General features: G+C 37.3%; 12 protein-coding genes. 4 read left to right on the forward strand and 8 right to left on the reverse strand.

The genetic code is table 11. The features are described 5' to 3' along the window. Positions 1 to 31: 31 nt before the first annotated feature. Entirely contained in the window at positions 32 to 1,897 is a 1,866-nt protein-coding gene (locus tag PVK63_RS16585) for a methyl-accepting chemotaxis protein (RefSeq protein WP_274440778.1), read from the forward strand. A gap of 105 nt (positions 1,898 to 2,002) precedes the next feature. Here the strand turns inward: PVK63_RS16585 and PVK63_RS16590 are convergent, their stop codons facing one another. From PVK63_RS16590 to PVK63_RS16605, 4 genes are read right to left on the reverse strand one after another with little or no spacing between them, the layout of a single operon-like run. Continuing rightward, entirely contained in the window at positions 2,003 to 2,875 is an 873-nt protein-coding gene (locus tag PVK63_RS16590) for an amino acid ABC transporter permease (protein WP_274440779.1), read from the reverse strand. A 5-nt stretch (positions 2,876 to 2,880) separates the two neighbouring features. Further along, positions 2,881 to 3,690 carry a transporter substrate-binding domain-containing protein gene (locus PVK63_RS16595; RefSeq protein ID WP_151656226.1) on the reverse strand — a complete coding sequence of 270 codons (810 nt, stop codon included), beginning with the start codon at positions 3,688 to 3,690 and terminating at the stop codon, positions 2,881 to 2,883. Between the two features lie 15 nt (positions 3,691 to 3,705). Then, positions 3,706 to 4,500 carry an amino acid ABC transporter permease gene (locus tag PVK63_RS16600; protein WP_274440780.1) on the reverse strand — a complete coding sequence of 265 codons (795 nt, stop codon included), beginning with the start codon at positions 4,498 to 4,500 and terminating at the stop codon, positions 3,706 to 3,708. 1 nt (position 4,501) lies between these two features. Continuing rightward, positions 4,502 to 5,248 (reverse strand): amino acid ABC transporter ATP-binding protein, encoded by a 747-nt coding sequence (locus PVK63_RS16605; protein ID WP_130086413.1) that lies wholly within the window; start codon positions 5,246 to 5,248, stop codon positions 4,502 to 4,504. Between the two features lie 252 nt (positions 5,249 to 5,500). Here PVK63_RS16605 and aroG point away from each other — a divergent pair, with 252 nt between their 5' ends. Next, positions 5,501 to 6,553, forward strand: a complete 1,053-nt coding sequence (aroG, locus tag PVK63_RS16610) for a 3-deoxy-7-phosphoheptulonate synthase AroG (protein ID WP_274440781.1) — start codon at positions 5,501 to 5,503, stop codon at positions 6,551 to 6,553. Between the two features lie 65 nt (positions 6,554 to 6,618). Here aroG and PVK63_RS16615 read toward each other — a convergent pair whose 3' ends face one another. After that, positions 6,619 to 8,253: an ATP-dependent endonuclease gene (locus PVK63_RS16615; protein ID WP_130046351.1), complete on the reverse strand. Its 1,635-nt coding sequence runs from the start codon at positions 8,251 to 8,253 to the stop codon at positions 6,619 to 6,621. Between the two features lie 205 nt (positions 8,254 to 8,458). Here PVK63_RS16615 and PVK63_RS16620 point away from each other — a divergent pair, with 205 nt between their 5' ends. Then, on the forward strand, positions 8,459 to 10,198 hold the full coding sequence (locus tag PVK63_RS16620; protein WP_274440782.1) for a bifunctional metallophosphatase/5'-nucleotidase: 1,740 nt from the start codon (positions 8,459 to 8,461) through the stop codon (positions 10,196 to 10,198). 658 nt (positions 10,199 to 10,856) lie between these two features. After that, the gene (locus tag PVK63_RS16625) at positions 10,857 to 11,048 is read left to right on the forward strand and encodes a hypothetical protein (RefSeq protein ID WP_130046353.1); all 192 of its coding nucleotides are present in this window, start codon (positions 10,857 to 10,859) and stop codon (positions 11,046 to 11,048) included. A gap of 64 nt (positions 11,049 to 11,112) precedes the next feature. On the opposite strand, the gene PVK63_RS16630 is transcribed toward PVK63_RS16625, so the two are convergent. From PVK63_RS16630 to PVK63_RS16640, 3 genes are all read right to left on the reverse strand, one after another. Then, complete coding sequence (locus PVK63_RS16630; protein WP_274440783.1) at positions 11,113 to 12,696, reverse strand: GGDEF domain-containing protein; 1,584 nt, start codon at positions 12,694 to 12,696, stop codon at positions 11,113 to 11,115. Next, a complete protein-coding gene (locus PVK63_RS16635) occupies positions 12,696 to 14,159 on the reverse strand; it encodes an ATP-dependent transcriptional regulator (protein WP_274440784.1) in 1,464 nt (487 codons plus the stop codon). The genes PVK63_RS16630 and PVK63_RS16635 overlap by 1 nt, the downstream gene beginning before the upstream one ends. 109 nt (positions 14,160 to 14,268) lie before the next feature. Beyond that, a complete protein-coding gene (locus PVK63_RS16640; protein WP_130046356.1) occupies positions 14,269 to 15,246 on the reverse strand; it encodes a sugar-binding transcriptional regulator in 978 nt (325 codons plus the stop codon).

Raw genomic sequence — 15,246 nt, forward strand, 5'->3', positions numbered from 1 at the left:
AGCGTGGATTGTTAGAGATAGGGAAGTATCTATGAAGTTTCGACACAAAATTATTCTGGCCTTTTCAGTTATTATGACTGTCACGTTGGCTTTATTAAGTACAGTGCAATACCTTAATATGAAAAAAGAGGTTGAGTATGAAGTTCAATCCAGTATTCATGAAATTGTTGATGGGGTTCGAACTACCGTTAACTCTGAATTAGCTGGGAAAACATTACTGGCAGAATATGTAACAGCAATCGCTGAAAGTAACTTAAACTCAAATGTGCTTGAGATGGTACTGAGTCAGCCTCAAGTTAAGAGTGCTTTTGTTCTGGCCGGAATTGGCTTTGAAGATGGGAATAATTTTATTAGTAATGATCCAACGTGGGACCCTCAGGACTATGATGCAAGGACTCGTGGGTGGTATAAATCTGCAAAACAAAATAATGGAACAATAATCACTGAACCCTATGAAGATGCACTTACCGGTGAGATTTTAATTTCAATTGGTACGGCTGTGAAAGAAAATGGTCAGTTTATTGGTTCAATATTTTTTGATTTAAGCTTGAGTAGTCTTGCAGAATTAGTAAACCAAGTCGAACTATTCGATGCTGGTTATTTGTTTATTGTAGACAATGCGGGCACGGTAATTGCTCATCCGGATAGCCAATTCAACGGTAAATCAATGACCTCATTTTTACCAAATATTCAATTAAATTCAAAGTTACAAACGACAGAGATTAACGGGGTCGCTCACGATATATCATTTAGCCCTATTAATGGCCATCCTTGGTCGATTGGTGTGGTTTTAAATGAAGAGAAAGTATTTCAGCAGATTAATGAATTAAAGAATGACTCACTAATTTATTCTGTAATCGCTGTTATTGTCGCGATTACATTAATGCTTATCTTTATTACTCGTCTTATACGTCCAGTTCAAACATTAAATCATGCCATTCACAATGTTGCTTCTGGTGAAGCAGATTTAAGCCAACGTTTAGATACTAATATAGACCCTGAATTTTCACCATTGGCAGAAGGGTTTAACCAATTTATTTCTAATCTACAGACTCAAGTGACTGAAACAAAAGAATTAAGTCATAAACTCACTGAAGGTACACAACGAATTTCCTCTGGTGCAACTGAATCAGTAAATGCAATGAATACCCAAATGATGGAACTTGAACAACTTGCAACTGCAATGAATGAAATGGCAGCGACATCGGTTGATGTTGCAGGTAATGTCCAAAATGCCGCTGAATATGCCAAACAAGCTGATGATGCTACTGAGCATGGAATGATGGTGTTGAATCAAACATCAGAAGAAATAACAGATTTATCAGAAAATATTAATCAAGCAGTAAGCGAGGTTGAGAAGTTAGAGCAAGCAACGGACAGTATTGGCTCTATTCTAAGAGTCATTAATGATATTGCAGAGCAAACTAATCTATTAGCCTTGAATGCGGCAATAGAATCAGCACGAGCAGGTGAAGCTGGTCGCGGTTTTGCCGTTGTTGCTGACGAAGTGAGAACGTTAGCACAGCGTACTCAGCAATCCACGACTGAAATTGCAACCATGATTGATCAACTTCAATCTGGGGCATCAAAAGTATCGGCTTCAATGTCGAGTAGCCAACAAAGAGCAGAATTAACCGTAGAGAAAGCGAAACAAACAGCGGACGCATTAGCTCAGATCAGAGAAACTATTCAACAAATTAACGACATGAACATTCATATTGCCTCAGCTGCAGAGGAGCAAAGCCATGTAGCGGAAGAAATTAATGGCAAAACAGTAAATATTAAAGACTTGTCGATATTGGTTCATGAAGCGGCGCAAGGTGCAGGCGTAGCAATAGCTGATCAAGTGGCATTAGTTGAAAGCCAAGAAAAAATCATGAATAGATTTACGGTATAAAAATTTATATAGTTTATTACTATTATCAGAAAAATTGATAGTAAATTTCAAACTAGTAAAGCTCAGAGGTGACTCTGAGCTTTTTTATTTGTCTGTTGGTTTCTACTAAACAGCTGTGTTATCGCGTTCCCAATAAGCAAATAGACGTGATAATGTAAAACAAAGAATAAAGTAGCAAAAAGCGACTACTATCCAAACTTCAAAAATCATACCGCTTGAATTCGCAATTTCAGTTCCAACAAACGTTAACTCTTGAATTGATATTAATGAAATGATCGATGAATCTTTCACTAACGAAATACATTGACCAGCAAGAGGAGGGGTGATCACTTTAAATACTTGAGGTGCAATAATATAGCGGTAGCGATGCCAAGTGGATAAGCCTAAACTTTTGGCTGCTTCATGTTGACCTCGTGGGATTGCATCTAAACCAGAGCGCACAACTTCACCAATATAAGCGGCAGAAATCATTCCGATACAAAGTACGCCTGAAGCTAAATTTTCCCATAAATTGGCAGAGCCAAATAAAAACGATTGAAGCGCGTTAATGTTCCCATTGTGATCCCTAAGCAAAGATTCTAATCCAAGTAATGGCACTAATTGATTTGCAATAAAGAAATAGAAAATGAAAATGAATACTAATGGCGGAATATTACGAATTAGCTGGATGTAACTGTTTGATAAAGATCTAATGACAGCAAGGGATGATCGGCGTCCTAAACCCAGTAGGACACCAAATAGTAAAGCAAAGAGCATTCCCCAAAATGTGAGGCGTAGTGTTGAGAATACACCATCGAAGAAATAGGGCAATGAGCCATCAGGCTTACGCGTAAACAGCAAATCAAAAGCGCGAGACCACTGCCAATGATAAGCGAGTGTGCCGCTTTCTTTTGTAAATAACCAAAATACAACGCTAGCAATAATGGCCAGTAATATCCAATCTAAACGATTTAGTTTTAAAGAAATGCTTTGCTGCATGGTAATCAGTTCGCTGTTTGTGTTTGCCAATCTAGGCTGGTAAACCAATAATCGTAACGCTCTTGTAGCCAACCATCAGCTGTTCGTGCTTCAATCCACGCATCAAAATAGGCTTTTTTATCCTCTTCACCAAGACGAACAGCAAACGCTTCATTACCTTGCGATAAACGTTCTTTAAAAGGTAAATATAAGATATCAGCGTATTTGATAGAATCAAATTCAGGCTTTGGTGTGGAAGCTGCTACCGCATGAGCATTGCCATTTAATACTTCTTGGAAAGCTTGTGCTTCATCATCAAATTGAAGCACTTTTGCTTTAGGGAAGTTTTCTTTAATTGCCGCAACCGTAATTGAGCCACGACGTGCTGCAAATTTAACACGACGAGAATTAAACTGTTCACGCGTAAAGCCGTCAGTTAGTTGTTTGTTCGCTGCAACTTGAACGCCAGAGTGCGAGTAAGGAACAGTAAATAAAACACTTTTTGAACGCTCGTCAGTAATGGTTAAGCCACCAATGATGACATCGAATTTCCCTGAAATAAGAGAGGGGATGATCCCATCCCAAGCGGTTGGAATAAATTCAATTTTTAAGCCTGAGTCTTTTGCTAAACGTTTTGCAACATCGACTTCAAAGCCAATAAGTTCGCCCTGTTTATCTCGCATAGCCCAAGGTACAAAAGTACTTAAACCAACTTTAAGAGTTCCTCTTTCTTGAATTTTATCAAGATTAGGTGTGCTGTCTGATGACGATGCTGAAAATACTGAGCTACTAAATAGTAAGCTTAGGCTGAGTAATGATGTGAATAGTTGCTTCATGCGAGTGGTTCTCCATTAATATGCATTGTGCATGCGGTGTTCTAACCAAGCTGATAGCCCAGAAAGTGTTAATGTAATAATGAGATAGATAGCGGCGACAGTAAACCAAATTTCAAAAGGCATTGCCGTATCGGAGACGATATTTCGTCCCTCGGTTGTTAAGTCAAAAATAGCCATCACACTGACTATAGAAGAGTTTTTGACTAAAGAAACTAATTCATTCGTTAATGAAGGCAATGTTTTTCTTACCACTTGGGGTAATATGACATGGCGATAGCTATTGAATGAAGATAGCCCTAACGTTTTACAGGCTTCAAATTGTCCTTTTGGTAAATTGATTAACCCTGAACGTAAAATCTCAGCAGTATAGGCTCCTTGGAATAGAGCCAAAGCAAGTACTGCTGTTGTGAATCTATCTAAATCTAGAAATGGCCCAAAAACAAAATAGAGTAGGTAGATTTGCACAAGTAAAGGCGTATTACGTATTAGTTCGATATATAAGGTGGCGATACTTCGACCTACGATTGAATTCGAAAGGCGTAATAAAGCGGTTATTAATGCGATGACTAAAGTGGCAATGGCGCTAATGGCTGAAATGTGCAAAGTGACGAGTAGGCCTTCAATAAGCTCTGCTGGGAACCATTCGCCATCTTCATAAAAAAACAGAAAATCAGGTACGCGATCCCATTGCCATTGGTAGTTCATGGCTTGAGCACCGCTATTTAAAATCCAGTAAAGTGCGGCAGCTAATAAACTGATTTGCAATAAAGCAGAGAGCGCTGGTGAAAAAATAGTTTTTAAACGAAGCATATTAGTAACTTAAGATTTGGTTTAAAAATTGTTGAGTACGTTGGTGTTGTGGGTTGTCAAAGAACTGCTCAGGCTCAGCAATTTCAAGGATTTCGCCTTCATCCATAAATACCACACGGTCTGCTACTTTCTTAGCAAAGCCCATTTCATGCGTGACACAGACCATGGTCATTCCCTCTTTAGCCAGATCTGACATAACGTCTAATACTTCGCTGATCATTTCAGGATCAAGTGCAGATGTCGGTTCATCAAACAGAAGGATTTGAGGCTCCATACACAGAGATCGAGCGATCGCGACTCGTTGTTGTTGTCCACCAGAAAGCTGAGAAGGGTATTTATCTGCTTGTTCTGCAATATTCACACGTTCTAAATAGATTAAAGCACGCTCAATGGCAGCTTTCTTTGATAATTTTAATGTTTTAATTGGTGCCAACGTTAGGTTTTCTAATACCGTTAAGTGAGGGAATAGATTAAAGTGTTGGAATACCATACCCACTTGGCCATTCATTAGTTGTTTTGATGAGAGCGGTTGCTCAAAGAGCGACAGAGTACCACTTTGAATGGATTCTAAGGCATTGATGCAACGAATAAGAGTGGATTTTCCTGAGCCAGAGGGACCACAGATAACGACCTTTTCCCCTTCATTGATAGAAAGGGTAATCTTTTTTAATGCATGAAATTGTCCGTAGTACTTATCTACGGTCTTAAATTCAATGATATTGGCTTTATTTGTATTTTTATTAGTCACAATTCATCCTAGCATTTGAGAACTAAACTTACTGTAACATATTCATAAAGCTAAAGAAGTGATTCTTAATGGAGTGATTGATTTTTAATCAAAATATGAAGTTATACCTGCTAAATGTTAAAAATCAGCTGAGAGCAAATTTATATTAAATTAACCATTGCACAACAGTTAAAGACACGTTACGTTAACAGTATGGAGAATAAAGATGCAGTATATAAACAATAAACTGCATAAATAAATGGAAGAGAAGCAATGTATCAAACTGATGATGTACGAATTAATAAAGTAAAAGAACTATTACCGCCTGTAGCTATTTTAGAAAAATTCCCTGCGACTGAGATTGCGGCGAAAACCGTATTTCAATCTCGCGAAGCTATCCATAATATTTTACAAGGTGATGATGATCGTCTTCTTGTTATTATTGGCCCGTGTTCAATTCATGATACTGAAGCGGCTTTAGAGTACGGTGCAAAACTTAAAACATTACGTGATGAGTTAGGTGATCGTCTTGAAGTTGTTATGCGTGTCTATTTTGAAAAACCACGTACAACAGTCGGGTGGAAAGGGTTAATCAATGACCCGTACATGGATGATTCATTTAAGTTAAATGATGGTCTTCGTATGGGACGTAAGTTGCTGCTTGATCTTACTGATATGGGTTTACCAACTGCTGGTGAATTCTTAGATATGATCACTCCACAATACATGGGTGACTTAATCAGTTGGGGTGCTATCGGAGCACGAACTACTGAGTCACAAGTTCACCGTGAACTATCTTCAGGTCTTTCTTGTCCTGTTGGTTTTAAGAATGGTACTGATGGCAACATTAAAATTGCCACTGATGCAATCCGCTCTGCGGGTTCTTCTCACCATTTCTTATCAGTAACTAAATATGGTCACTCTGCAATTATTGAAACGGCCGGTAACCCTGATTGCCATATCATCCTTCGTGGTGGTAAAGAGCCAAACTACAGCGCAGATCATGTTAAGCCAGTGAAAGAGCAATTAGCCGCTTCAGGTTTACCTGAAAAAGTGATGATCGACTTTAGTCATGCGAACAGTTCAAAAGACTTTAAGCGTCAGATGATTGTTGCTGATGATGTTTGTGGTCAAATTTCTGGTGGTGAAGACGCAGTATTTGGTGTCATGATTGAAAGTCATCTTGTTGAAGGGCGTCAAGATTTAGTTTGCGGTAAAGCAGAAACTTATGGCCAATCAATCACAGATGCATGTATTGGTTGGGATGATACAGAAACGGTACTTCGCCAATTAGCGGATGCGGTAACTGCTCGCCGAAATAAGTAAGTTATTTAGAATAACGAAACGCCAGCCATTTTCATGACTGGCGTTTTTTTAGTACAAAAAATGGGTCACCCTTGACCTTTTGCCATGGTTACCGTTCTTTTTAAAGTCCAACGTAATAACAATGGAATGATATCAACACCTTGTTCTTCGCTATATTGGACAATCGCTAAGGCTAAATCAGGTTTCGCATATTTTTTTAATGCTTTAATAATGATTTTTTTCGGAGGGATCGGTTGATCCTTTGAGATATTAGAAAGTTCTCTAAATAAATCCTCAAAACCATTGTAATAAAGATAATGTTCGATGTCTTTACGCGGTAATTCAGTGAGTCGATGTCGTTCATGCTCATTACCTAATTGATTTTTAACTGCAAACGCATACTTCTTACCAGCAGCATCACCATCGGTTACAACGTGCCATTCAATATGAAGTGCTTTTGCTACTTTAATTAATGACTTTAATCCTGATTGTGCAAATTCAATGATCTGTACCCCTTCGGCTGCTAAGTTATATCCTAGAAGGCGAGCCATCTCATTAAATAACCATACCTCGGTTTCCCCCTCAACCAGTAACCAGCAACGCGCAAATAAGGCATTAGAACGTTGAAAGCGAATATGAAACGTAATGCGTCGTAAATCATCACGAGATAAGCTGGTTGGAGAGATAGAATAGCTTGATGTCGAGTCTGATTCTCTGACTAATCTACGTATAGAGCATAGAGGAACGGCACTCAATAATTCACTGCTATTTGTGGTCAATATCTTTTGCATGGGAATATGATTAAGCAACGACCAAGCTTGAATTAACTGTGTTGGGTGTAACCGTCCTTCTGGATCTTCGATGATCATGAGAGGGCGAGCTGATTTTTTTAGTGTGTTAGGCCCTTTAGCTCTTAGGTAAGTATTTAACAGCCCAAGTAGAAGGAGCTTAGTTTGTTTATTTTTGTTTTGATTAATAAACTGGGTTAGTGAAACGCCTTCTGTTTTTTGACCAAAAAAGAGATCATCATGAATTTTGTGTTGCTCGTTTCTTTTATGTCCTTTAAATGCAAAGTAATGTTCCACTAAAGACTGCATAGAATGCAAGGCACTTTTAATTTCGCCACTATTTACTTGGCCTGGAGCGGTGATAAGTCGACGACAGGTATTATTTATTCGTCGTTCAATTCGGTCATTAGAAAGGGTATCAAGCGTATCGTCTGGTTGTAAGCGACGAGAATCTCGAATACGAATGACGGGATGAAGGCGTATTAACTCAGTCACTAGACTTTCAATTTTATGATAACGTAAAACATTGCCTTCATTATCGAGAAACGAACTTGATGAGCTAATCTTTCCCTCATTATTCGTTGCGCTAATGCGATAATAAATTCGTTGAGCATGGTCATTGTGGTTAGATTGCCATAAACTAGACAACTTTCTGTAACGACCTGCTTTATGTTCGTTGTTTTCAGTGGTTTTCCAGCTAATAATAATTTGAATATGCTGGTCTTGGGTGTAAGAGATGGAATGATCTTGATGGAAATCTTTTAACGTAAACTGATGAAGCTCTCCAGACACAGGCAAGGCGATAGATAGGGCATCAAGTAACGATGATTTTCCCCATGTATTTTCGCCAATCAAGGTCGTCAATTGTTCAAAAGAAAGAGATAAGCGTTTGATGCCTCTAAATCCTGAAACTTCGATTCGTTCTAAGAGCATAGCACTTCCTTATCAGAGACTTATATAAATAACTATATAGCAACTGAATCGATGAAAGCACAATGGCAGTCACATTTATCAATTATACTGATAGATGAGTGACCAAGTACTGAAATATTACCAATTAACGCATTGTTTATAAAAATGGTTTACCGTGAACTGATTGCTTAAATTGAAATACGGTTCTAGACAGGATATGAAATCAATGAAAAATCAAAAGAATCATGTTTTAAGAGTGATGCATATTAATGATACACACTCTTATTTTGATGAATCAGTGATCCCATTACACAGTGATGTTGGTGAGAAATATTATATTAAATGTGGTGGATTTGCGCGAATATCTCACCAAGTCTCAGTCCTTACCGAGGAAGCAAAAGCAAAAGGGGGAAATACCGTTTTTTTCCATGCTGGCGATTGTTTTCAAGGGACCTTATATTTCTCTTTATATAAGGGAAAGGCCAACGCAGATTTACTAAATCAACTCCCTTTAGATGGTATGGTTCTTGGTAATCATGAGTTTGATTTAGGTAATGAATTAGTCAGTGACTTTATTGCCAATACCCATTTCCCTATTCTTATGGGTAATTGGGATTTAAGCCAGGAAGATCAAACTAAGGGCCATCAATTAAAACAACAAGAACGAATATTAGATTTTAATCCAACACTCGGTATTGCAAACTACTTGATTAAAAAAGTAGGAAATTTGGATGTCGCGGTATTTGGTTTAACCATAGATCAAATGGACGTATTAGCAAGCCCAGATCCTGATACGCCATTTATGAATGCTATTAAAACAGCACAGAACACCGTTGACTACTTAGCCGTTCAAGGCATAACTAATGTCATCATTGTTAGTCACCTTGGTTATGAGGGGGATAAACAACTAGCAAAAGTGGTTAATGGTATTGATTTGATCATTGGAGGGCATAGTCATGTGTTGCAGGGTGATTTTTCAAACGTTGGTTTAGAGGCTCGTGATAACTACGGTGAGCTTGTTAATGACACACATATTGTTCAGGCTGGATGCCACGCACTTGCACTTGGCTATTGTGATTTAGAATACTCTGAAGAAGGTGAGTTATTGAGTTTTAATGGTCGTAATATTTTACTTTTGGATAAGATGGCTTACAAAGACAAAGCATGTACCCAAAAAATGGATGAACCTCATTTATCAAAGACACTAGCATTGATTAATTCATTCGACCTAGCAGAGGTCTGTGAAAAAGACCTTAAGATAGAAACATTATTAATAGATAAATACCGTGGTGAGGTTGATCGACTTTCTCAAAAAGTGATTGGTCACTGTATGGAAGACTTATCACACCGTCGGATCCCTGATGATAAAGGCCAAAGTGATATTGCTCCATGGGTTGTAGAGTCTTTTTATTCAAAGGCTCATCAATTGGATAATCGGGTTCAATTCGCAATGCATAATGCTGGCGGAGTGCGTTCTGGCTTAAATCAAGGTGATATCACCTATTCTGATATTGCCGGAAAAGTTTTGCCTTTTGCCATACCGATTGTCATCTATAGTATCAAAGGGCGGCATCTTAAAGCGGCAATTGAAGGAGCTATAGACAATGCTACGGATAACGGGATTATTGGCAGCGGTTCAGGTAGTTTTCCTTATGTATCACAGATGCGTTATTGTTATGAAGCAAGTAAGCCAAGTGGCCAACGTATTACTGAGTTCAGCATTTATCACCAAGATATTGGTTGGGCACCTATCCTTGATGAACAGGTATATTTTGGGACATCAACCGCTTATACCATCAAAGGTAAAGAAGGTTATGCACCTTTACTCAATAAAGAACGTGAGTGTGTAACAACGACCTTTTCAATGGCCGATTGTTTTATCGATTATTTATCACATTACCCTAATTTGGCGAAACCAACAGCTTGTTTGAACCAGTATCACAAAAATAAACGAGTGCTTGTTTAATTGGCATGAGCTTTGCTATTAATTCAAATGAGATGAGTAAATTTGAATTAATTGAATAGGTTTTTGTATGGATGGTGATTTATCCGATAAACTTTTGGTCGTAGCGTGGTTTTCTGCCTGGGCCGTTATTGCCTACTTTGTCCAATTCTCTGGATAATAATAAGGCCCTCTAACTTAAGAGGGCCTTATTATACCAATCTACATAAGTATTTGATCATTCTTGCTTGTTAAAATCGATTATATCAGCGTTATACCTTTCTATTGCAAAAATTAGGTGTAATTAGATCCACTAGTTACTGTAATTTATGCCTTGCTATAATCGATTTTTCCTACGCAATTATCTGAACAACTACTTATCCAGAATGGTATTACATTAGGTTAATAGAGCTAATGTAGCTGAGATTTGTTTTAGTTAACAATTTCGAAACATATAAGATAATATATTCATATCTAACTGCTTAATTTTCTTATTTAATGACTAACTATTCAAATTTATTGTGCATTGTGATTTTATATGCATTTATTTCGCTTGCCTTTAAATGTAATTTTTACATTAGAAAAACTAATATTAGTTTAGAGAAAAAGTCATTTTTTGAGCAGTGAAATTAGTCTTAAAATCAACTCATCTAATCGAAAATAACTTTTAAGTGAGGCAATCATGGCACAAGCAGCAATGAACGTTAATACCATCGCTACTTCTTCTTTGGATAAGAAGGCCTACTCAGTAAATATCAAAGGATTGATTGCTCATTTTGTTGATGTATTATTTGGCAAAGGCCAAACAACATCGACACATTACACTGCAGAATTATCGGAACACTTACAAAAAGATCTTGGTCTATATCGTTAAGTATTTCATTAATAAATAAAGCCAGCATGAATGCTGGCTTTTTAGTTTTTGGTTAATATTCTTTTTAGTAAATACAAACTCTATTTTTTCCTGAGCGCTTAGCTTGGTATAATGCTTTGTCAGCTCGTAGGAAGGTTGTATTTATATCTTCATTATGCTGGCATACCGTCATACCTATGCTTACAGTAACAAGCCTGTCTTGCAAGGTCTCGTGCCAATCAAAATTAGAAATGCTTAAGCGGCAGCGATCCGCTATTTCTTTACCATATTGTTGATCATTTGAAGCAACAATGATGATGAACTCTTCACCACCGTATCGTAAGGCATAATTATTAGAGCCTGATGATTCTTCAATGATTCGTGCAACCAACTTAAGTACAACGTCACCAGTAAGGTGAGAGTATTCATCATTGATAGATTTAAAATTATCGATATCAATGACAAGAAGTTGATAGGTTGCTAATTTAGGCTTAATCTCGTTAGCAAAGGTTGATTTATACCAGCGATGATTAAATAGTTTAGTTAAACTGTCGTGGAATACATCTTTTTGTAATTTAGCTACTGTATCTTTTTGTTCATCTGATACTTTTTTGAGCTTTATGTTTTCAGATTCAGATATATTTAAGCGCAGTTGCAGCTCTAAGCGAGTTAAGCGACGTAAAGCATGCCCGCCAAGTTCATTGATAGGGAAGTGTTTAACTATATCAACAGTAAGCTGATGTGCTTCTTTTTCGCATTCAAGCGCTGCTGAAAAGTCATGACAACTTGCAAGCGCATCACTTTTTACATCCAATAATTGACGGATATAATAACCTTGCGAATATTTTTTAGTTCGCTTTAACTGATGAGTAATTAGAACATCTGCTAACTCTCCACGTTGCAATTGAATAAGGCAATAGGATGCCTCAATAGAAAAGAGTTTGTTCAACCATGGAAACGAATCTAGGTTAATATTTTCTTTACGAAATACAATTAATGCATCTAATGCTGTTTGAGGTTTATTTTGTAATCGAAGTAATTTAGCTGAATACAATTGCACCTGCATCATTAATTGGAGATCGTCAGATACATACTTAATAACATGACATTCATTTAATAATTGCTTTGCTTTTGATAATCTATTTAGGTCTAATAAACAAGCTACAATATATAGCCGATAACGTAATGAAAGGTTATTACTTTGTATAGTTTTACTTAAAGATTCTATTTTTTGATAGTAACGTAATGCTTTTAAATGGTCGCCATATATAGAGCATAAATTACCTATCCCTAAAATCGATTGAATATAAAATTCATTATCTCCAAAATCAACAGCAAGTTTAGAAAGAGAATATAAGCTCTCTAAAGCAGATTGGTATTCTCCAATATCAGTATATCTATAACTGAGCGAAGAGTAGATTTGTAATATTAGGTCAATATTATCGGGTAGAGATAAAAGTAATAAAGCCCGCTGTAAATGCTGTATGCTTTTTTGTGTTTGATTGAATTCAACTTCAAATTCAGAGCACATCAGTAGAGCATATGCTTTTTCAGTATTAGACTCGGCAAATTCATCAACAACATAGTGCCAGAGCATTAATGACTGCTGAGAGTTAAGTGCCATTAAGTCTATTCCTTTGGATGAAATGCGAGTTAATAGATTATCCACTATACGATCTCCATTTGCATTTGGGATAATGTTGCGTGATGATTTAATTCATGCAAACTAAAATGTGTAACTGATGGTATAGAAACATTCAGTGAGTAACGGGACCAAGGGTAAGTTGAAAGTAATGTTGATATTGAGTGCGCGATCTCTTGAGACTTATTTTTATTTTCGTTGATAAGAATAGCTATCTCAGTGTCATTTAAACGAGTAATAGTATCGCCGTGTTTGCAATAATGGTGGCCTAATAACATAAGGTTATTAATTTTATCTTCAGAAGGGTCAGTTATCATAATTAAATGATATTCATCAGATAATACATTTGTGAGTATTGATTTAAGATGAGCATACCATTTTTCTCGTGGTAATAAATAGGTAAGCGATGACATTGAGTTGAATTTTAACTGCATTTCGATGCGCTGAATTAAGTTCTTTGCTCGAATATCCAACCGCTCTTTTGAAGTGCTAGTTTTATCACGACCTAAAGAGCTTGACTGTTCTTGAATTAATGCAATTTCATATTGACGATAGCGTTTGTAAGAATATAGAGCGAGCTCAAAATTTTGAGTTAGTTCAGCGATCCTAGATTGTTCAAGGCAAATTTGAGAGCGCAGTTCCCCTTTGTCAAACTGCTGGGCGATGACTTCCGCGTCAGTTAATAACTGATAAGCTAAGGTGAAATGAGATTGAGCTGAAGCGATCCGAGCTAAACTAATGGCAGAGTGAGCTTTCATCCATATAAGATCATGTTGAATCGCAAGTTGATTGGCTAAACTACAACATTTTTGTGCCGAATCAAGATCGTCTAGACCGAGAAAAGCAAGGCCTCGAAAGTCGTAGATTTCAGCTTTCCAAGTTAAATTAGAATTATCTGTTAGCAACTTCTCTGCTTTGAATAAAATCGGCAGCATTGCTTGGTAATCGCATAATAAGTAACTATCCCAAGCTTGTAGGATATAAGCTTTGGCTTCTAAATGAGGCATACGATAATAATTGGCACGCTGCGCAGCAATATTGTGGGTGGAATTTGCTTGTTCAAGGCAGTTTGTCATGCGCCAAGTATTACCTAGGCCAATTAATGCTTCGATCTCAATTTCATGATTGCCAATAAGAGAAGATTGCTCTAATGCTTTTATCCAGTATTGTTGTGCAGAGAAAAGTTTTGCTTGTCCCCACGAATGTAAGGCTAAAGTATGCAAAATTAATGGAAGTAAATTATCATTTTCAAGTTCTTGCTGAAGCTGCAAGACTTCTTTTGCAGACTTAAAGCCGGCTTGATAATCCATTAAATGCCAATGAGCGATAGAAATAATTAATTTTGAGTATGCAGTTCCGTATTTAAAATGAATTTTTTCTGAGAGTTCTAGTTGGTACTTGGCTTCTTTCAGTATATTTGAGGTATCGTCTCCGACGATTAATTCTAGTGCTTTTAGGTTAGAAATGATCTTATTTTTAGACTCTTTCACAGCTATCCTTCCTTATTCATTCTCCCAATATATCCACTAATCTATTGAAGTCACGAACTATTTTCTGGATATGCGATCCAGTTAAAAAGGAAGGAAAGAGGTTTTTTTCTTATTCATTTTCAGCAAGGTTTAATAATGCCATCGCGCAGCTAACGCTGGTAGCAAGAACATCAATAACACCTGTTCTTAACGCTCCCATAATAGAGAGTGCTTTACGGCTTTCACTGGCCATGGCAATAACATTCGATATTTGACGGAGATCTTCCATTTCAAGTCCAATTACACGACCACGCATTAACGTATCTGCGTTTGTACCATCTAACTTAAAGAAATCAAAACCACCAATATCACCGACAATACCATCGTTTAATCGTGCTTCCACAAACTCTTTAGGAGTGAAAAAACCTAGTTTAACCATATGGCTATTTTCATCCATATCACCAATGCCTACTAAAGCAAACTCGGCTTTACGGGCTTGGTTTAAGGTCTCTTTGATGGTGGTATGCTCCATAAAGGCTGAGCGAAGGTTCGGATCATTCACATAAGCAGGCGCATAAAGAGTCTCACTGCTGCCGCCGTATTTTTTCGCTAAACGACGGCAAATATGGTCAGCATTAATAATATCACCGCTGCGATGAGTGCCGCCAATAGCAGAAACGAATCGAGCATTACGATGAGAGACAATACCTGCGTGATCAGCAACTGCAGCTACATTTTGGCCTTGACCAACAGCGACCGCCATATCATCTTGTAAGTTATTGTTTAAATATGAACTGACTAAAGCTGCCACTTGTTTACGTTGTTCATTAGTATTAGGTTGATCTAATGAAATAAGCGCACGTTTTAGATTGAATTTCTCAACTAATTTTTGTTCTAGTTGTGCACTGTAGACAGGGTGAAATTTTACCGTAATTTCAACGATGCCTTCTTCTCGTGCTTTTCTTAGCATCCGTCCTACTTTTGCGCGAGATAAACCAAATTTTTTCGATATTTCTTCTTGAGTTGCACCTTCTTGATAATAAAGAATCGCAATTTCAGTTAGCATATCTGTGTTTTCAGTTTGATCTTGTGAAGGCAATAAGGTCAT

Origin of the sequence: Aliivibrio sp. S2TY2 (genome assembly GCF_028765525.1) — a bacterium.
Classification (GTDB): Bacteria; Pseudomonadota; Gammaproteobacteria; order Enterobacterales; family Vibrionaceae; genus Aliivibrio; species Aliivibrio finisterrensis_A.